Source organism: Janthinobacterium sp. FW305-128 (assembly GCF_020858135.1).
In the GTDB taxonomy this organism is placed as follows: domain Bacteria; phylum Pseudomonadota; class Gammaproteobacteria; order Burkholderiales; family Burkholderiaceae_D; genus Janthinobacterium.
Genome location: NZ_JACYMK010000009.1, coordinates 132,267 through 149,675, shown reverse-complemented (window position 1 = coordinate 149,675; position 17,409 = coordinate 132,267). Strand labels below are relative to the sequence as shown.

Annotated in this window: 18 protein-coding genes; 7 read left to right on the top strand and 11 right to left on the bottom strand. The window is 59.2% G+C overall.

Annotation, left to right across the window (positions count from 1 at the left end; all coding sequences use genetic code 11):
* Positions 1–8: 8 nt before the first annotated feature.
* From IGS60_RS19370 to IGS60_RS19355, 4 genes are all read right to left on the bottom strand, one after another.
* Positions 9–827: a toxin-antitoxin system YwqK family antitoxin gene (locus IGS60_RS19370; protein ID WP_230505878.1), complete on the bottom strand. Its 819-nt coding sequence runs from the start codon at positions 825–827 to the stop codon at positions 9–11.
* Positions 828–836: 9 nt separating this feature from the next.
* On the bottom strand, positions 837–1,961 hold the full coding sequence (locus IGS60_RS19365) for a toxin-antitoxin system YwqK family antitoxin (RefSeq protein ID WP_230505877.1): 1,125 nt from the start codon (positions 1,959–1,961) through the stop codon (positions 837–839).
* 159 nt (positions 1,962–2,120) lie between these two features.
* The gene (gene msbA / locus IGS60_RS19360) at positions 2,121–3,956 is read right to left on the bottom strand and encodes a lipid A export permease/ATP-binding protein MsbA (protein ID WP_230505876.1); all 1,836 of its coding nucleotides are present in this window, start codon (positions 3,954–3,956) and stop codon (positions 2,121–2,123) included.
* A 107-nt stretch (positions 3,957–4,063) separates the two neighbouring features.
* Positions 4,064–4,447 (bottom strand): hypothetical protein, encoded by a 384-nt coding sequence (locus IGS60_RS19355; RefSeq protein WP_076570510.1) that lies wholly within the window; start codon positions 4,445–4,447, stop codon positions 4,064–4,066.
* Positions 4,448–4,809: 362 nt separating this feature from the next.
* On the opposite strand from IGS60_RS19355, the gene IGS60_RS19350 reads away from it, so the two are divergent.
* Both IGS60_RS19350 and IGS60_RS19345 read left to right on the top strand, forming a co-directional pair.
* On the top strand, positions 4,810–6,309 hold the full coding sequence (locus tag IGS60_RS19350) for an amidohydrolase family protein (protein ID WP_230505875.1): 1,500 nt from the start codon (positions 4,810–4,812) through the stop codon (positions 6,307–6,309).
* Positions 6,310–6,355: 46 nt separating this feature from the next.
* Positions 6,356–7,336 (top strand): ribonuclease Z, encoded by a 981-nt coding sequence (locus IGS60_RS19345; protein WP_230505874.1) that lies wholly within the window; start codon positions 6,356–6,358, stop codon positions 7,334–7,336.
* Here the strand turns inward: IGS60_RS19345 and IGS60_RS19340 are convergent.
* Positions 7,323–7,979 carry a tetratricopeptide repeat protein gene (locus IGS60_RS19340; protein ID WP_230505873.1) on the bottom strand — a complete coding sequence of 219 codons (657 nt, stop codon included), beginning with the start codon at positions 7,977–7,979 and terminating at the stop codon, positions 7,323–7,325. The two genes, IGS60_RS19345 and IGS60_RS19340, sit on opposite strands and share 14 nt — an antisense overlap.
* Before the next feature lie 152 nt (positions 7,980–8,131).
* On the opposite strand from IGS60_RS19340, the gene IGS60_RS19335 reads away from it, so the two are divergent.
* The 3 genes from IGS60_RS19335 to IGS60_RS19325 all read left to right on the top strand — a co-directional run bounded on the left by IGS60_RS19335 (position 8,132) and on the right by IGS60_RS19325 (position 12,704).
* Positions 8,132–8,791, top strand: a complete 660-nt coding sequence (locus tag IGS60_RS19335) for a hypothetical protein (RefSeq protein WP_070224868.1) — start codon at positions 8,132–8,134, stop codon at positions 8,789–8,791.
* 33 nt (positions 8,792–8,824) lie between these two features.
* Positions 8,825–9,292: a GNAT family N-acetyltransferase gene (locus IGS60_RS19330; protein ID WP_230505872.1), complete on the top strand. Its 468-nt coding sequence runs from the start codon at positions 8,825–8,827 to the stop codon at positions 9,290–9,292.
* 607 nt (positions 9,293–9,899) lie between these two features.
* Positions 9,900–12,704: a TonB-dependent siderophore receptor gene (locus tag IGS60_RS19325; RefSeq protein WP_230505871.1), complete on the top strand. Its 2,805-nt coding sequence runs from the start codon at positions 9,900–9,902 to the stop codon at positions 12,702–12,704.
* A 186-nt stretch (positions 12,705–12,890) separates the two neighbouring features.
* On the opposite strand, the gene IGS60_RS19320 is transcribed toward IGS60_RS19325, so the two are convergent.
* The 5 genes from IGS60_RS19320 to IGS60_RS19300 all read right to left on the bottom strand — a co-directional run bounded on the left by IGS60_RS19320 (position 12,891) and on the right by IGS60_RS19300 (position 15,117).
* A complete protein-coding gene (locus IGS60_RS19320; RefSeq protein WP_230505962.1) occupies positions 12,891–13,088 on the bottom strand; it encodes a DUF3079 domain-containing protein in 198 nt (65 codons plus the stop codon).
* Between the two features lie 157 nt (positions 13,089–13,245).
* Complete coding sequence (locus IGS60_RS19315) at positions 13,246–13,554, bottom strand: hypothetical protein (RefSeq protein ID WP_071653839.1); 309 nt, start codon at positions 13,552–13,554, stop codon at positions 13,246–13,248.
* A 9-nt stretch (positions 13,555–13,563) separates the two neighbouring features.
* Positions 13,564–14,127 (bottom strand): hypothetical protein, encoded by a 564-nt coding sequence (locus tag IGS60_RS19310; protein ID WP_070313004.1) that lies wholly within the window; start codon positions 14,125–14,127, stop codon positions 13,564–13,566.
* 108 nt (positions 14,128–14,235) lie between these two features.
* Positions 14,236–14,679 carry a hypothetical protein gene (locus IGS60_RS19305; RefSeq protein WP_070313005.1) on the bottom strand — a complete coding sequence of 148 codons (444 nt, stop codon included), beginning with the start codon at positions 14,677–14,679 and terminating at the stop codon, positions 14,236–14,238.
* A gap of 30 nt (positions 14,680–14,709) precedes the next feature.
* Positions 14,710–15,117: a GNAT family N-acetyltransferase gene (locus tag IGS60_RS19300; RefSeq protein WP_070224861.1), complete on the bottom strand. Its 408-nt coding sequence runs from the start codon at positions 15,115–15,117 to the stop codon at positions 14,710–14,712.
* A 261-nt stretch (positions 15,118–15,378) separates the two neighbouring features.
* Here IGS60_RS19300 and IGS60_RS19295 point away from each other — a divergent pair, with 261 nt between their 5' ends.
* Together IGS60_RS19295 and IGS60_RS19290 are read left to right on the top strand one after the other, a co-directional pair.
* A complete protein-coding gene (locus tag IGS60_RS19295) occupies positions 15,379–16,125 on the top strand; it encodes a hypothetical protein (RefSeq protein WP_230505870.1) in 747 nt (248 codons plus the stop codon).
* A 78-nt stretch (positions 16,126–16,203) separates the two neighbouring features.
* Positions 16,204–16,587 (top strand): hypothetical protein, encoded by a 384-nt coding sequence (locus tag IGS60_RS19290; RefSeq protein WP_230505869.1) that lies wholly within the window; start codon positions 16,204–16,206, stop codon positions 16,585–16,587.
* Positions 16,588–16,850: 263 nt separating this feature from the next.
* Here the strand turns inward: IGS60_RS19290 and IGS60_RS19285 are convergent, their stop codons facing one another.
* Complete coding sequence (locus IGS60_RS19285; protein WP_070224858.1) at positions 16,851–17,123, bottom strand: DUF4242 domain-containing protein; 273 nt, start codon at positions 17,121–17,123, stop codon at positions 16,851–16,853.
* Between the last annotated feature and the right edge of the window lie 286 nt (positions 17,124–17,409).

The following is a 17,409-nucleotide window of genomic DNA, read 5'->3' as shown; positions in this document are numbered from 1 at the left end:
GGGGATTCCTAGCGCATGGGGACTGGCTCTCCAGCTTGCCAAGCCTGCTCCAGCACCAGCTTGCCGGCCTGGTCCCACTGGCGCTCGATGCCCTGTTTCTTGTCATGTTCATACGGCACGACCTGCTGCGGGCTGCCGTCCGCGTACCAGGTCTGCAGCAAGCCATGGCGCTGGCCGTCGCGCATGGGCGTGACACTGGCGCGCGCGCCGTTGTCATGCCATTGCGTCACGTCGCCCTGCTCGCGCCCTTGGGCATCCTGCTGCCAGGCAACGGTCGGCTGGCCATTGCTGCCCCACTTCTGCATGCTCAGCAGCTTGCCCTTGCGGTACAGCGCTCTCTGCGCCAGTTGGCCATTGTCATGGCTGTCGAACGACCAGCCGTCGGGCTCACCATGGCGCCACATCGTGCTGGCGACTACCTTGCCGTCCGGCGCCAGGGTGACGGCCTCGCCATCCTGCTCGTCATGGATGAAATGGCTGCGCTGGAACAGCTTGCCGTCGGCGTAAAACACTTGCTGCAGCCCATGCATCCTGCCGCCTTTCAGGAAGGCGCGGCTGCTCACCTTGCCATTCGGGCCATACGACACATACTCGCCATCGGCCATTTGCTGGCCGTGGTAGCGGATGCGGTTCATCAGCTGGCCATTCTCATGGTAAGACTCGACAATACGGTCGCCTCCGTTCGGCAGCACGGTCACTTTTTGCTTGAGCTGGCCGTTGTCATAGAACGACGTGCCGCGAGCCGGTGCCTGTGCCTGCGCCGCCAGCGGCAGCACCGTCATGAGCGCTGCCAGCAGCGCCAGGCGCACTTTCTGTGCATACCGCATGCGCCCCCCCTACTTTGCCACGGGCTGGCCATCGTGCCACGTCTGTTCCAGCACCAGCTTGCCCGTCTTGTCCCACTGGCGCTCGATGCCGTGCTTCTTGCCGTGTTCGTACGGCACGATCTGCCGCAGGCTGCCATCGCTGTACCAGGTCTGCAGCAAGCCGTGGCGCTGGCCTTCGACAAACGGCGTCACGCTGGCGCGCACGCCGTTGGCATGCCAATCCGTCGTGTCGCCATGGTCGCGCCCCTGCGCGTCTTTTTGCCACGCAAACACGGGCCGGCCATTCGGGCCCCACGTTTGCAAGCTGAGCACGGCACCTTTCTGGTACAGCGTCTTGTTCGACACGACGCCATTGCCATGGCTTTCAAACGACCAGCCGTCGGGCTGGCCGTGCACCCAGACGGTCCTGGCCAGCACCTTGCCATCCTCGGCAAGCATGACAAACTCGCCCTCGCGCTGGCCATCGACGTGCCGTCCCCTTCGGAACAGCTTGCCATCCGGATAAAACGATTCCTCCACGCCATCCATCTGGCCATTGCGGCGATACGAGCGGTTGCTGACGGCGCCATTCGCGCCATACGACACGTGCTCGCCATCGGCCATCTCGTCGCCGTGGTACAGCGTGCGGCTCATCAATTGGCCGTTCTTGTGATACGTTTCCGAGATGCTGTCGCGCCCGTTCGGCAGCGGCGTGACCTTCTGCTGGATCTGGCCATTCTCGAAGTACACGCAGCCGCCCAGCAGCTCCTCGCCCTGGGCATTGAAGTAGGTTTCGCGCAGCAGCTGGCCATTCTCGTGGTAATACTTGCGAAAACGCACGAACCTGATCTGACTCAGGTCCAGGTCCGTGGCATAGGTTTCAAAGGCCAGCACGCCCGGCGTGTCGGGAAATTCGAGCCGCACATGCCAGGCGCCCAGCGACTCGTCGCGCACGGGCGGCGTGCGCAACGCATACACGGCGCGGCGTTGGTTGCTTGGCATGAAATTTTCATCCAGATACATGGTGTGGTCTTCCTCCTGCAAGGTTGGCGTTGGCATTTGCCCTTCGGGCTGTTCCTGAGCCGCCAATGGCAGGGCTGCGCCCATGCCCAGCGCGGCGGCCAGCAGCCAGCGCATCGTCTTGTGATTCTTCATGTTGCTCCATTGTTCATGTTGCTTTGCGGCCACTATCATAAAGGCAAGCGCCGTTCGCCATGGGCACGATTGCCGTCCCAACAATAAAAAACCGGGACCAGACCTGCTGGTCCGGCCCCGGTCCGGGGACATGCGCTGGCGCGGCAAGCGCGCCACACATCAGCCCATGCCATCCTTGACAGGCGACAACTGGCTCGCATGCAGCCTTGCATACGCGCCGCCCTGCTGCAGCAAGGCGGCATGGCTGCCCGACTCGACCAGGCGCCCGCCCTGCATGACGACGATGCGGTCGGCGCTTTCGATGGTGGATAAGCGGTGGGCGATGACGATGGTGGTGCGGTTGCGCATCAGCACTTCCAGCGCCGCCTGCACGGAACGCTCCGACTCCGTGTCCAGCGCGCTGGTCGCTTCATCGAGCAGCAGGATCGGCGCATCCTTGTACAGGGCGCGCGCGATGGCCAGGCGCTGGCGTTGCCCGCCCGACAGACGCGAACCGTTCTGGCCCGCCTGGGTCGCGTAGCCTTGCGGCAGCTGCATGATGAAATCGTGGGCGTAGGCGGCGCGCGCCGACGCTTCGATGCGGGCCATGTCCGGGGCCGGGTCGCCGTACGCGATATTCGCCGCCATCGTGTCGTTGAACAGGATCACATCCTGGCTGACGAGAGCGAACTGGCGCCGCAGGGCCAGCAAGGCGTAGTCGCGCACGTCGACGCCGTCGAGCAAAATCCGGCCGCCGCTGACGTCATAGAAGCGCGGCAGCAGGCCCAGCAAGGTCGTCTTGCCGCCGCCCGAGCCGCCCACCAGGGCCACCGTTTCGCCGGCGCGGATGTCGAGCGTGATATCGCTCAAGGCCGTGGGCGCATCGGGATCGTCGCTGTTGTAGCGGAAGTGCACGTTCTGCAGAGACAGATTGCCCTGCACGGCGGCCGGGGCGATGGTGCCCGGGTCCGGTTCCAGCGGCGTGTCGATCAAACCGAAGACGGACTCGGCCGCAGCCAGGCCCCGCTGCAGCGGCTCATTGATCTTGGTCAGGTTCTTGATCGGCGACTGCATGGCCATCAGCGCGCCCATGAAGGCAACAAAAGCGCCCGGCGTGATGGCGCCGCTTTGCGCGCGCAGCATGGCGAAATAAATCACGGACGACAGGGTAATGCCGACGAGCATCATGATGAAGCCGGAATTCATGGCCGAGGTGGCCGCGTGCTTGACGGCCAGCTGGCGGTTGCGCTTGACGACGTTGCCGAAGCGCGCCTGTTCATAGTCTTGCCCGCCGAAGATTTTCACCACGCGCTGGCCGCCGATGCTTTCATCGAGCACGGACGTCAGCTCGCCCACGGCCTGCTGCGAACTCTTGCTCAGGTGGCGCATGCGCCGTCCCGCCAGGGTCACGACGATGGCGACGATGGGCATCGAGGCCATGCAGAACAGGGCCAGTTTCACGTCGATACTGAACAATAAAATCAGGTAGCCGACGGTGGCGACGGAATCGCGCACCATCACGTTGAGCACGTTCAAGCCCGCCTGCGACACCTGGCTGGCGTCGAAGGCCACGCGCGACTGCGTCAGGCTGGTGGTGGTGGTATCGAAGAAGCGGCTGGGCAGGCGCATGATGGTGGCGAACATCTTTTCGCGCAAATCGGCCTGCACCCGGCTCGATAGCCAGACGGAACCGTAATCGCCGGCAAAGCTCGACACCATGCGCAGCACGGCCAGGCCCAGGATGGTGGCGGGAATCACCCACAGATCCACCTGTCCCGCCTGTGCCGGCAAGAAACGGTCGACCCAGCCCTGCAGCATGCCCATCACGCCGGACGCGGGCGCAACCTGCGTGCTGGCCGTCGTGCGCATGGCGTCGACGACGTTTTGCAACTGGCGGATTAACAACACATCGGTGGCGGACGCCACGCCCACGGCCAGCAAAGTGGCGGCAACGATGGCGCCATAGCGGCGAAACTGGCCGGCCAGGCGGAAGAACAGGAGGCGACTTTGCTGCATGCAGGAGAGAAAAGTAAGGGTAAAACGTGATTCTAACCGCTGCCAGACTCACCTATGAGAAAGTCGTCACCTTGCCGGCGCAGGACCGGCAAGGAAAACACGGACGATCAGCTCTTCGCCACTTTCCACGCGGCTGTGCCAGCCTTGCAGACTTTCAGCTTGAGGGTCTGTTCCTGGCCCTTGGCGTTCAAGCCCACCTGCACCTTGCGGCAGGTTTGCGCATCCGTCTTTTCCGTATCGCTGGCCGTGATGTCGGCGGCGATGCGCACGGAATTGCGCAAGCCTTCATTGCTCCATTGCACGGTTTCGCCATCCTTCTTGTCGTTGAGCACGTCGGTGACGGCTTTCACGAAGACGGGCTTGTCGTTCTTGTTCAGGTAAGCCATCGGCGTATCGGCCAGGAAACCCAGGCCGACGGCGGAAGCGGAAGCGCACAGGACGGCGCTGCCGAGGATCAGTGCGGAAAACAGTGGTTTGGTAGGGATACGCATCGTAAGACTCCTGGTAAGAAAATAAATAAGGGCAATTGTACGGGCAAGCCGTGCTTTACCGGAATCGGCTGGCGAAATACCGCCCGTTTCAACAGGGCGGCCGCGCGACAGATCGGCAGCACGCTCTGTGAATTTTCATGACCAAAGTTCCTATCTCCATTGCCGGGGCTGCCACTATGCCACCGTGACGGCGGAAACACGGGGCAAGTCTACCGTTTGGCAAGCCGATGCCACATTCTTTGCCGTAAAGCAAGTGCACGCTTGACTTGCCCCCGCTAGCGGCTTTCAATGGCAATAGTTTCTAATCATCAACTTTGCCTGCTGCTACGCTCCTGACGCGGCAGCGATGAAAGGATGGCGCGATGGCCCTGGCACACGAGCAGCATCTGGCAGATACCTGGCAGACGGGCGGCCTGAAGCCGCGCGCCTGCGACTGCGGCGGCACCGTCTTCACCATCCTGCACCAGCGCGTGATGGCGGACATGCGACGCCGGCAATTTCTCGGCGGCACGGCTGCCATGCTGGCGCCGTTCATCGGCCTCGGCCTGTCCAGCGGCAACGCCATCGCCCAGCAGCCGCAAGCATCCGACCGCCCCCTGTTGCTGACCAATCTGCGCCTGTTCGACGGCACGGGCAAGGCGCCCCGTTCCGGTATCCACGTGCTGGTGACGGGGGCAACTATCACGGCCCTGCTGCCGGCCGGCGAGAAAGTCGAGGGCGCGCAAGTGATCGATTGCCAGGGCAAGCTGGTGATGCCGGGCCTGATCGACGCCCACTGGCATACCATGCTGGCCGCCATCAACCAGGTGACGGCCATGACGTCCGACGTCGGCTATTTATATCTGGTGGCGGCGCAGGAAGCGCGGCGCACCCTGCTGCGGGGGTTCACGTCCGTGCGCGATCCCGGCGGCCCCGCCTTTGCATTGCAACGCGCCATCGATGAAGGCATCGTCGACGGTCCGCGCATCTTCCCGTCGGGCGCCATGATTTCGCAAACCTCGGGCCATGGCGACTTCCGCATGCGTTCCGATATCCCGCGCGCGGCCAACGCGCCGCTGGGCATGGCGGAAACGGCCGGCATGGCCATGATCGCCGATGGCGAAGCGGAAGTGCTGCGCCGCGTGCGCGAGCAGCTGATGCTGGGTGCGACGCAAATCAAGATGATGGCCGGCGGCGGCGTCGCCTCGATGTACGACCCGCTCGACAGCACCCAGTATTCGGAACGCGAACTGCGCGCCGGCGTGGAAGCGGCCGCCGACTGGGGCACGTATGTGATGACCCACGTCTACACGCCGAAAGGCATCCAGCGCGCCATCCGCGCGGGCGTGCGCAGCATCGAGCACGGCCAGCTGGCCGACGACGAATCCGCGCGCATGATGCGCGACACGGGCACGTGGTGGAGCTTGCAGCCGTTCCTGCAAGACGCGGATGCAAACGTGTATCCCGACGCGGCGCGCAAGGCCAGCCAGGCCATCGTCTCGGAAGGTACGATACAAGCGTATGCGCTGGCGCAAAAGTACGGCATCAAAACGGGCTGGGGCACGGATATCCTGTTCAACGCGAAAAACACGCCCACGCAGGGCCGCCAGCTGGCCAAGCTGACACGCTTTTACGATCCATTGACCCTGCTGGCGCAGGCGACGGGGCAGAATGGACAATTGCTGGCCCTGTCCGGCCAGCGCGCGCCCTACCCGGGCACTTTGGGCCGCCTGGCCGTGGGCGCGCTGGCCGACTTGCTGGTGGCCGAGGGCGATCCCACGAAAAACCTCGATTTCCTCGCGCACCCCGAGGAAAGCCTGTTCCTGATCATGAAGAACGGCCGCATCTACAAGGACAAACTGGGCGCGCCACTGGCAGGCTGAAGGCGGGCGCGTTGGCAACGGCGGTGGCTTGCCGCATAATGCGCCCATGTTCAAACTGACTTTTCTCGGCACGTCTTCCGGCGTGCCCACGCGCCACCGCAATGTCACGTCGCTGGCCCTGCAAACCACGCACAACCGCGACTGGTGGATGATCGATTGCGGCGAAGCGACGCAACACCGGCTGCAGCGCCTGCCCTTGTCCGTGCACGACTTGGTGGGCATCTGCATCACCCACGTGCATGGCGACCACAGCTATGGTCTGCCGGGCTTGCTGGCCAGCGCCTCGATGACGGGGCGCAAGAAACCCTTGCTGCTGATCGCCCCGGCCGCCATCAAGGCCTGGATCGACGCCACCCTGCTGCACACGGAACTGTTTTTGACGTACCCGTTGATCCATATCGACGTGGACAGCGCGCCAGTCGTGCATGCAGCAGCGGGCTTGACCGTCTCGCGCCACGCGCTGTCGCACCGCGCACCGAGCGTCGCGTATCGCTTCGCGCTGGAAACGAGCAGGTGGAAGCTGGACAAGACGGCCCTGCAGGCGGCCGGCGCGCCGCCCGGCCCCGCCTGGGGGCTATTGCAGGCGGGCCAGGATGCGCTGCTCGACGATGGCACGGTCTTGCGCGCCGCCGCTTTCCGCCAGACGGAAACGCAGCGCGCCACCGTGGTGATCGGCGGCGACAACGACACGCCGTCCTTGCTGGCGGACGCCTGTGCCGATGCGCAGTTGCTCGTGCATGAAGCCACCTACACGGAAGCCATGCTGCAGAAAGTGGGACCCGGCCCCACGCACAGTTCCGTGCAGCGCGTGGCGCAGTTCGCCGAAGCGGTGCGCTTGCCGAACCTGATCCTCACCCACTTCAGCGCCCGCTATCACAATGCGGATGGCATGGCCGAGCTGGAAGCGGAAGCACGGCTGCATTACTCGGGTGAACTGTTCCTGGCGCGCGATTTCGACAGCTATGAACTCGATGCGGCGGGCGTGCTGACCAAGGTGCCGGCGAAATCGTCGTTCAGTGGGGATTGACGCCGTACTGCGCCGCATACTCGGCCGCCAGCGCGCGCGCCGCCTGCTGCTGTGACGGCGTGAGGATTTCCAGCAACTGGTCGCGGTTCTTGATCGATTGCGCGCTGCCTGCCTCGGCCGGCATGGCGATCCATGCATACGCCTGCACGTAATCGAGCTCGACGCCCTGCCCTTGTGCGTACAGCAAGCCGTATTCGTTCTGCGCCGACAGGGAACCGGCCTCGGCCGCCTGCTTGTACCAGAACGCCGCCTCGGCATAGTCTTGCGGTACGCCATCGCCCTTGCGATAAGCCTGCGCCAGATTGAATTGCGACTGGCCATCGCCCGCCTCGGCTGCCTGGCGCCCGTAGGCCAGCGATTGCGCCATGTCTTGCGCGACGCCATCGCCGCTCGCATACATCAGGGCCAGGTTGGCCAGCGACGGCGGAAAGCCCGCCTGCGCTGCCGCCGTGAACAGTTCCACCGCCTTCGGCAAGTCTTGCGTCACGCCATGGCCCTGGTAATACAGGCTGGCCAATAAATGCTGTCCCGCGGGATCGCCAGTGCGCGCCGCGGCGTCGAATTGTTTAAAGGCCTCGGCGTAATTACCGTCGTTATAAGCGAGGATGCCCGCTTCATTAAAAGATGCGCTGGAAACAGTCATGAAGATTCCTTGTTCGGGGATTTTTGGCATTGTACACAGCACTGTTACAGGCAGAATGCACGATAGAAACCGTGTGGCGCCTTGCCCATATCCTGCGTTATGATCATTCTCCACCTGATGCAATCGGGGCATTGTGCCCGAAGAATAACGCCATGAAATTGATTGTTCTGCTTTTATCCCTGCTTTCCACGTCCGCTTATGGCGGCACCTTGCATCTGGATAAAGCCGCGACAGGGAAAGTACGGCAAGCGGCCGATATCCGCTATGCGAATCATGATGAAAAACAGACCTACCAGCTGAAAATCGGCAAGCAGTGGATGGCTGGCAGTTGCAGCACCAGCGGCACGGGCAATTTGCACGCGCTGCTGGCCGACATGAATTTCGACGGCCATGCCGACCTGTGGGTCACCGGCTATACGGATAGCCAGGGACGCATCCGCTGTTCCGACGTGTGGCTGTGGGATGCGCAAGCAAAACAATACAGTTTCAACAAACCCTTATCGGCCATTCCGAATCTCGATATCAGCATCGCCGAGCAAAGAATCGAAGGCGGCATCGCCAATTGCGGTTGCGCGGCGCAATGCTTTTATGAAGACAGCTATAAGTGGCAGGCTAACAAATTAATCACCGTCGCCCGGCGCGCACAGGATTGCGAGCGCTACCGGGAATATGGATTGAACGATAAAAACGACCTGGTCATCGTCAAGGATGAAAAGATCGATAGCGGCAATCCCGGCCAGCAAGCCATCGAACATACCCAAGCCTATGACTGGCAGCGCCACGCGCAGATCATGCGCAAATCCTGGGAATAAATCCTTCACTACCATCGAATAATTCACTTACACATGACGACACATTCAGCATCAATTACTTTCCATGCAGCCAGGGCGGAAGATACCGCGGCCTTCATCGCCTTGCGCGGCAAAACGCGGCAAAACGCCGTTTCCAAAGAACGCCTGGCGGAAGTGGGCATCACGGCCGACACCTGGGCCGAGATGATGCGCTCGGGCAGCCTGCCCGGCCAGGTCTGCCATCACGATGGCCAGCTGGCCGGCTACTGCTTCGGCGAGCGCGACACGGGCGAAATCATCGTCCTGGCGCTGCTGCCGGAATTCGAAGGCCTGGGCATCGGCAAGACCTTGCTGGAACTGGTGATGGCCGAGCTGCGCGCGCAGGGCCACCAGCGGCTGTTCCTCGGCTGCTCCAGCGACCCCGCCTCGCGCTCCTACGGCTTTTACCGCTACCTGGGCTGGACGGCGACGGGCGAGATGGACAAGTATGGCGACGACGTGCTGGAATTCGTGCTCAACTGACAGCAAGGGACGCCGTCGCAGCGCTTTCGTCGTCCCCTGTCATGCGCAGCTCCATCGTATTTCCCGCCACCACTCGCGCTGCCGAGCATGACGATTTCGCGTATTGGCGACAGCCACGCCACTGTTATCAAAAAAACGCCTGTTGACAATTTCCTCAATGCATGAATTGCCTACAAGGCAATCGCCTTGAAGCATGGGATTCCCGTCTGGAGCGGCATGTTCTCTCATGCCCACCGCCTCGTTGCCTCACGCTGCGCGCGTTTCCTTCCGATCATCATCTTCCGAAAACACGGAACTTTCAGCAGCATCCACTTGTAAAGAAAATCTTTACTGTTGTAAATAAGAGCAACAGTGATAGATAAAATTGACATTTCCCATATGGAAATGTTTTTATGTGTCTTCTAGGTAAAATGAATATCACATTTTACAAAAAAATGACTGCAATTGAACGGTCAAACTAGATCGAGTTGGCAGGCGCGTGCCTATCGCAAGGTGCTTGTTTCAACAGTTTTTCACATATAACGGGTCCTGAGAATGACTCGTACGGAGAAGTGAATTGACTAAGAAGTTTGTTTTGAAGCGCAGCGTCGTCGCTGTCGCATTGACATTGTCCTCATCCCATATGGCGTTTGCCCAGGAAGCACCGGCAGAACCGGCATTGCAAAAAGTCCTGGTGACCGGTTCGAACATCAAGCGCACTGAAAAAGAAGGCTCCTCGCCTATCCAGACCTTGAATGCCAAGCAGATTGCCGCTACCGGCGCCAATACTGTGGCCGAACTGTTGCACTCGATTCCTGCCTTCGGCTCGGGCTCGTCGGTGGACGTGACCGACGGCGGCTTTGCCCGCGGTGCGGCAACCGCCTCCATGCGTGGCCTCGGTTCGTCTTCCACGCTGATTTTGCTCAATGGCCGCCGTATCACCGCATCCGCCTATGCCGACCCGAATCAGGGAAAATCGGCCGTCTATGACTTGAACAGCATTCCCGTCTCGGCCATCGAACGCGTCGAAGTATTCAAGGATGGCGCATCGGCCGTGTACGGTTCCGACGCCATCGCCGGCGTCGTCAACTTCATTACGAAAACCAAGTACACTGGCGCCGAAATGAGCGCCAGCATCAGCGCCAACGACGACGGCGAATTTGCCCGCAAGAGCGCCAGCGGTATCTTCGGCTTTGGCAAGGACCGCTTCAATGCCTTCGTCAGCTTTGACGTAGCCAAGCGCGACAGCACCATCATCAAGAACGAAAATGACGTCGAGAAAGGCATGTATGCCGACATCAACGGCCGCCTGAACCCTTTCTCCAGCAGCCTGACCACGTCGCCTTTCTTCTACGCTGAAACGAAGCCTGGCACGAAGAACTTCGCCACCACCTACGCCCAGCGCGCGCAAATCATCAACCGCCTGGACTGCCCGGCGTCGCAGCAAATCACCGGCAACATGGCGGCGCATAACATGCTGGCAAGCGACCCGCTGGTAGGCCGCACCTTCTGCAACTTCAACATCGACGATTACGCCGAAGTGCAAAGCGCCGGCAAGGATGCCAACGTGCTGTCGCGCGCCACGTTCGAGATCAATGACGACGTGACCGCCTTTGCCGAAGCCGGCTACAGCCGTTCGGAGCGCACCTATCTGCGCGTGCCGACGGCCTTCCGCAGTACAGCTTCGACCACCGTGTATCAACTCAACGGCGCACCGCAGCAGTTCCAGATGATCTTGCCGGTAGGTCATCCTGACAATCCATTCCCGACACAGCGCGCCGCTGTTGGCTACCGCGTCAGCGCCCCGGGCGGCGCCTCCAATCTGAACGAAAGCTATCGCTTGCTCGCTGGCGTGCGCGGCACGACAGGTGCGTGGGATTGGGAAACGGCCGTACTGTGGAACCGAGCCGAACGCACCGAAAACTGGAACGGCATGCTGTATCGTCCGACCCTGGAAAAGGTCATGACGCAGAACTGGACCCTGGCGCAGGTCAATGCCGACCCTAGCGTCACGCGTGACCTGGAAAACCGCGGCTTTGCCCAGGTAACGCAAGTCGACGCCAGGGCGAGTACCGCATTTGGCCAGCTGGCCGGCGGCCAGGTCGGCGTGGCGTTCGGCGCCGAATTCCGTCAAGAAAAAATCGGCCTGACGCCAGACATGGCGACGCAGCGCGGCGACATCATCGGCCTGGCCAACTCGTCGGCCGATGGCCAACGCAATGTCAGCTCGACATTCATCGAAGTACGCACGCCGTTTGCGAAATACTTTGAAATGGACTTTGCCGGCCGTTACGATAAATACCCTAACCTGAAGGGCAACTTCGTGCCGAAAGTCGGCGCTAAGTGGACCATCAGCGACCGCGTAGCCGTTCGCAGCACCTATGCCGAAGGTTTCCGTGCACCAGCGCTGACCCAGGTTTCGCCTGGCGGCGTGCAATCGTTCAGCAACGTGGTTGACCCGCTGCGCTGCCCGGACGGCGTCAATCCGGCCACCGGCGCGGATAAAACTGATTGCAAGAAAGGCATTTCCAGCCTATCCGCAGCCACGCCTGATCTGCGCCCTGAAACATCGAAGAGCTACTCGCTGGGCCTGATTCTGGCGCCGACCAAGGAAATCGACGTGCTGGTCGATTACTACCGCATCAAGAAAGTGGATGAAACCGCTTTGTTCAGCGCGCAGTACATGGTGGATCGCCAGGACCGCTATCCTGGCAGCGTGATACGCGATAACAATCCGGCCAATCTGGTGACCGATGCCAATGGCAACGTGGTGCCTAACTCGGGTCCGATTTCCCAGGTCAACCGTTCGTATGTGAACCAGGGCAGCACCGAAGTGCAGGGCATCGATTTCGAAGTGGCGTACCGCAAATCGCTGGGCGATCTGGGCCGTCTGACCGCCAACCTGAACTGGAGCTATCTGATGAGCTTCAAGCGCGCCGAACGTCCGGGCGAAGTGGCAACCGATACCTCCGGTGCGAACGGCGGCCTGTCCGACTATGCTACTTCGGTCGGCGACAATCCCAAGAACCGCGGCAACCTGTCGGTCAACTGGACCCGTGGCGACCACTCGCTGACGACATCGGTAGATTTCGTCGGTCCCGTATCGTTGCTGCGCCGTAGCGACAACAATGTGGTCTACGAGAAACCATACTGCCAGTACGGCGTGGGTCAGCCGAAGTCGGCATATGGGCTCGGTGGTTTGCCGAAGTACAGCAACTACATCAGCAGCTGCGACGTGAAGAGCTGGACGACGACCAATATGGCGTACTCCTACACGGGCTTCAAGGATCTGACCCTGTCGTTCAATATCAAGAACCTGTTTGATATCAAGGCGCCATATGATCCACGTTACCCAGTGGAAGGCTTCAATCCGCAGTTGCACAATGGTCAAGGCCGCTACTTCCGCATCAGCGCCAACTACCACTTCATGTAATCCTCTGCTGCCGGCGTGATGGTGCGCCAATAGCCAAGGGCTGAGTCCTGTGTTGCACAGGGCTCAGCCCTTTTTAGTTTCAGATGGGGAATGCCGAAAGGTCAGCCCATGCACCAAGCCCGGAATCGACGGCTTCCGCCAGGTTTCAGCCGCTGACAAGCAGTGTGCCGCCTGGCCACCGTCGGCTCAAGGCGTCGTCGTATCCTCTTCCTTGTCGGCCGCCGCCAGCCCCCAGTCATTCCAGCCTTCGCCAAACAGCTCGACCGGATGCTGCGTGCGTTCGGAACCATTGCCGCAGCGCATGGCGTCCGGCGGACAATACTTGTCGCAACCCCAGCAGATGCGCTCGGGGTTCTTGGGGTTCAGGGGAAAAGGCTTGGCCATGGGGGCGATGGGGTCGGTTGAGGTCTCGTTGACGACTCTAGACCTGGCGCGGAGGACGGTCAAACGAATTTCGGTTGGGAATTTGCTTAAGTCAATTTTGCGAAGATTACTGCGGCGGCAGCTTGCACCCTGCGTGCCCCCAGAAGACCAGCGTATGTCATTCCCCCTCATAACTGCTTACCGCATCATTGGCATGACTCTTGATGACCTTCATTATTTTGGCATTGCCTTTATATTTCACCTCAAGAACTCTCAGCTGATTTTGCGCCACCTTGCAGTATTGATGTATGTTCTTGAGGAGATCATCCTGCTGCCGCTTAGGTAGCTCTCCATCAAATTCTCCCGCCAGGTGCTCACATGCTTCGGCGTTATAGATAAATCTGCTGACATCCTTAGGGAGTGGCTCGGCTGAAAAGGCAAAAGGAAGAACAAAGCAAATAGGCACTATCAGAAGAAATTTTCGCATGACTTTCCTTTAATAGCCATTATTGGACCAGTGTGGCCGGTCGCTTCCAGGCCCGCTGTATTTCTTTACCCCATATGTTGCAGCGACCGCAATAAGTTGCCTGTTCATGCCCGTCCTAGGCAAAGTGGCAATCCTCACCAGATTGCCGCTCGCATCTTTCACCTCAACCGTTCCGCTCCACAGCAAATCCATATCAATCGCCAGACCAGAATTGTGTTGCGAGCGCAGTGCGGGTTTGATGGGTAAATGATTAATCTGCAAGACAATCAACATTGCCTTTGCAGCCTTGACAGATGCGTCAATTTCGCCGTGATCCCATTCTATATGCACACCCGCCATTTTCGGGATGTGTTGGGGATCAAGCTGTTTTCTTGCGATTCTCCACGCATAATGCATCAGGTAGGAGCGCTGCGGCGGTCTGTAGGTGGCATTGATTGCAACCCTGATCCCCGCCTCTTTCATTGCATATAGAAAATCTTCTACTGCCAAACGAAAATTTCCTGACAAATCCCTGGTGTTGGTGCTGCCTGGAAATTTTCGCCCCCATTTCTCACCACTGAGTTCGTCGTTCATCTCGCCTCCATCATCATCAAATACCCTTAATTTAATGCAAACCTGGAGGGATGTTGTTGACAGAGAACAGGAGGCTTATGGCAGTGGTATCAAGTGGATATAAGCGCCTTATGACGCAGAAACGGACACTTCCAGCACGATCCGCGCGTAGCAGGCACCACCGTCAGCCGCCTGCGCCTTCATCTCGTCCAGCGCATACACCATCGTCACCGTGGCGCCGGGCACGAACAGCTTGATGTCCTGCTTCCGATGCGTGTAGATGCTCTCGTCGACTGTCGAGCCATCGGTCAGACGCAAAGTGAAGCTGTTGACTTGATCGCCGCGCCGGCTATCCTGGCCCGCGAAATACGTGCGCTCGATACAGCCCGTCAACGTTTGCGTCTGGATGCGGCCGGCTTTGATGCTTTCCCACCATGCTACGGAGGCGAACAGGCCGTGCCTGCCTTTCAGGCCCATGTGGGGCCGGGAGCTGTCGAGGGTAAGAGCCTGGGTCTTGGCCACGCGAGCGGGGTCTTGCGCCAGGGCTTCGGCGAGGGTGTAGACGGGTTTCATAAGGGCACAAGCGTTCCTGGAAGCGCTCACTTAATGTTTGCGCCGAATGATAAAAGCATTGGCGGCAGGCTCAAAACCGAGCGTCGGATAGTAGGACATGGCATCAGGGGCGGAAAGCAATATCAGGGACACTTCGTCGCCGATGACGGCCTGGGTGCGCTGGACAAGCGCTTTGCCGATACCCAGGCCCTGGTATTGCTTGTCTACCGCCAGATCCGAGAGATAACAGCAATACGCATGGTCGGTCAGCGACCGGGCCAGCCCCACAAGCTGGCCATCCACCCATGCCGACAGCACCAGACAAGGCGCGGCAAACATGCGCGCGATTCGCGGGAGGTTGCTGGTGGGCCGCTTGATGCCGGACTGATCGAAGACGCGAACAACGTCCAGCGGATCAAGAGGAAAGTTATGACGATATTCGACAGTGGTGTTTTTCATTGGTTCACGGGTGTAAGGAGATGGCGCATGGGAAACCTCTGCCATGCACCTAGTATAAGCAGCGATGATCGCGGCATGTGGACGATACGGCATCGGTGACGGGGCGCCAGGAGTGCGCGCCAGAGGCGCCATGCTGCCAGCGGCCACATCGCCGGCATGCCCGTTCAGTGATTAAACCGCCTCCGATCTGCTAAAATAGTTGAAAATTTTAATAATCCGTGAATAACCTGTATTTTCCGACACAAGGAATGTGTTTAGCAAATGAAAGCCATTATATTCTGCACCAGCTTTATAAAAGATGCACCATCATGGGAAAGCCGGTATCAACGGTGGCTCGATTACTATAAAGACATTCCAATCGATGCAGTAAAGAAGATAATGATTGACGATGGGTCGCCATTTCTTCCACCTGCAGACATTATCAAGACAGTTTCCGATAGCGCTCCTTTGGCTTCGAATGACGATAAAAATCTCATCATTCGCTTCGACAACAACCTGGGACGGCAAAGCGGGGCTGACTACCCTGGCTGGTGGCGCAGTTTTCTGCACTCGGTCAAGGTGGCCAATGAATTAGGCGTGGATAAAATCATCCATATCGAGTCGGACGCCTATATCATGACGCCGCGCCTGGTAAAATTCATCAATGAAATCGAATCAGGCTGGAATGTCCTGTGGTCCCCGCGCTATCGCATGCCAGAAACGGCCATTCAAGTCATCTGCAGAGATCAATTTGGAATTTTCGAGAAATTCAAGGATAACCACCCAGATTATTCTTTCCCGGATATTGCGGAAAAGTTGCTTCCTTTTACAACTGTACATAAACAGTTCAAGGGCGACCGTTACAGCGATTTCACGAAAAACAGATGGATATTTCGTTCGAAAAAATTCAACAAAATCCCCATTTTTAAACATGTTTTTTTCTGGGAAACAATCCCGCCCGATGCGGACTTCGTCACGCAAGGCATTCAGCGTCAACAATTCGTGTTCAGGCGCGATGAAGTGGCTTGATTTTGTGATGGCGGGGGATATCAAACAGCCTCGGCAAGGATTGTAAAGATGCAGCTACCGTTACGATGGAATCAACGCATGTGTGCCGCCCTTGCTTGCTCTCTTTTTCTAGTCGCTGGCATCGCCTCGGCAATCGCCGCCACGCTTGACGAAGATAGAACCCGCGGTGACATACATGGCTTGTTTGAGATCAGGGAGGCCGCAGTCAAGTTCATGGCAGCAGAAAATGCCAAAAACGGCACACGGTGGCAGGTATTGGAGCCGAACCGGAAGATTCTGGTGACGAAATGCGCGCTACCTTTGCATGTGGCATGGGTGCCGAAGAGCCATGGCCTTTCTGGACCGAATGTTGCTGTGAGTTGCGCCAGGACCGTAAAGCCGACAATACAACATAAATGGGAAGTGTTTGTGCCGGTCGACAAGAGGCCACAACGCGCCGCGGGTATGCCAGCAAACTCCTGAGATTCCCCAACGCGACGGGCAGTTCCGTCATTTGGACACGAACGGATGCGTTGGGCGTCGTAGAAGGCGGCTCGGCGCAAAAGCTACGCAGGCCGACTCGTCAGAGGCTCGATACAGTCGATACGGTGATGACGCGGACTGATGGTTACTCTCGCCCCATGCCGCTCGGTCAACGTCTTCCCAAACGGTCATGTAACGCACAACTCGTCCCTGCCCGAGTCAAGCTCCGCCAGGGACGAGACTCAAGTACATTGGCGGCGGAACTACTCTGCCGTAGTCGGATCAATGACTGAGATGACTTCCGACACGCGGTTTGCAGGAAAGCCACCTTGCTGGGCATGTTCGCGAACCTGCGCTTCATTTTCAGCGATGTAAACACAATAGATTTTATCGCCAGTAACATAGCTTTGCAGCCATTGAATTTGTGGCCCCATCTTGTTTAAGACACTGCAGGACTTCCGCGAAATGGCTTGAAGTTCTTGCTCAGACAACTTCCCGGCCCCGGGAATATCACGCTCAATAACGTACTTTGGCATAGCAGTCTCCTTATGAGGTTTCCGGGCGAGCACGACACTCGCCGGTTCTGTGCGTCACACATGCAGTGACATGTATTCGTTATATACCATGCTGATGGGGTGGTGTTGTTGGAATTGCCATGAAATGTACTGGAGTCTGGTCTGCTATTCAGAGACGGGCTGATGTGTGGCGTGCTGTGAGAGCTGGTTCGGCTGATTGGAACGACGAATACGCGGCTGGGGCGCGTGGAGCTGCGGCGCGGAGGCTGCAGGTGAATTGCACACATCAAGAATTGATGCGGGTTGC

What these genes read in the sequence shown, in the direction of transcription:
- IGS60_RS19370 (WP_230505878.1), bottom strand. Translation starts at nt 827, where the DNA reads ATGCGGTATGCACAGAAAGTGCGCCTGGCGCTGCTGGCAGCGCTCATG.
- IGS60_RS19315 (WP_071653839.1), bottom strand. Translation starts at nt 13,554, where the DNA reads ATGCGAAAATTTCTTCTGATAGTGCCTATTTGCTTTGTTCTTCCTTTT.
- IGS60_RS19310 (WP_070313004.1), bottom strand. Translation starts at nt 14,127, where the DNA reads ATGAACGACGAACTCAGTGGTGAGAAATGGGGGCGAAAATTTCCAGGC.
- IGS60_RS19340 (WP_230505873.1), bottom strand. Translation starts at nt 7,979, where the DNA reads ATGACTGTTTCCAGCGCATCTTTTAATGAAGCGGGCATCCTCGCTTAT.
- IGS60_RS19355 (WP_076570510.1), bottom strand. Translation starts at nt 4,447, where the DNA reads ATGCGTATCCCTACCAAACCACTGTTTTCCGCACTGATCCTCGGCAGC.
- IGS60_RS19285 (WP_070224858.1), bottom strand. Translation starts at nt 17,123, where the DNA reads ATGCCAAAGTACGTTATTGAGCGTGATATTCCCGGGGCCGGGAAGTTG.
- IGS60_RS19320 (WP_230505962.1), bottom strand. Translation starts at nt 13,088, where the DNA reads ATGGCCAAGCCTTTTCCCCTGAACCCCAAGAACCCCGAGCGCATCTGC.
- msbA (WP_230505876.1), bottom strand. Translation starts at nt 3,956, where the DNA reads ATGCAGCAAAGTCGCCTCCTGTTCTTCCGCCTGGCCGGCCAGTTTCGC.
- IGS60_RS19350 (WP_230505875.1), top strand. Translation starts at nt 4,810, where the DNA reads ATGGCCCTGGCACACGAGCAGCATCTGGCAGATACCTGGCAGACGGGC.
- IGS60_RS19365 (WP_230505877.1), bottom strand. Translation starts at nt 1,961, where the DNA reads ATGAAGAATCACAAGACGATGCGCTGGCTGCTGGCCGCCGCGCTGGGC.
- IGS60_RS19330 (WP_230505872.1), top strand. Translation starts at nt 8,825, where the DNA reads ATGACGACACATTCAGCATCAATTACTTTCCATGCAGCCAGGGCGGAA.
- IGS60_RS19305 (WP_070313005.1), bottom strand. Translation starts at nt 14,679, where the DNA reads ATGAAACCCGTCTACACCCTCGCCGAAGCCCTGGCGCAAGACCCCGCT.
- IGS60_RS19300 (WP_070224861.1), bottom strand. Translation starts at nt 15,117, where the DNA reads ATGAAAAACACCACTGTCGAATATCGTCATAACTTTCCTCTTGATCCG.
- IGS60_RS19290 (WP_230505869.1), top strand. Translation starts at nt 16,204, where the DNA reads ATGTGTGCCGCCCTTGCTTGCTCTCTTTTTCTAGTCGCTGGCATCGCC.
- IGS60_RS19335 (WP_070224868.1), top strand. Translation starts at nt 8,132, where the DNA reads ATGAAATTGATTGTTCTGCTTTTATCCCTGCTTTCCACGTCCGCTTAT.
- IGS60_RS19295 (WP_230505870.1), top strand. Translation starts at nt 15,379, where the DNA reads ATGAAAGCCATTATATTCTGCACCAGCTTTATAAAAGATGCACCATCA.
- IGS60_RS19345 (WP_230505874.1), top strand. Translation starts at nt 6,356, where the DNA reads ATGTTCAAACTGACTTTTCTCGGCACGTCTTCCGGCGTGCCCACGCGC.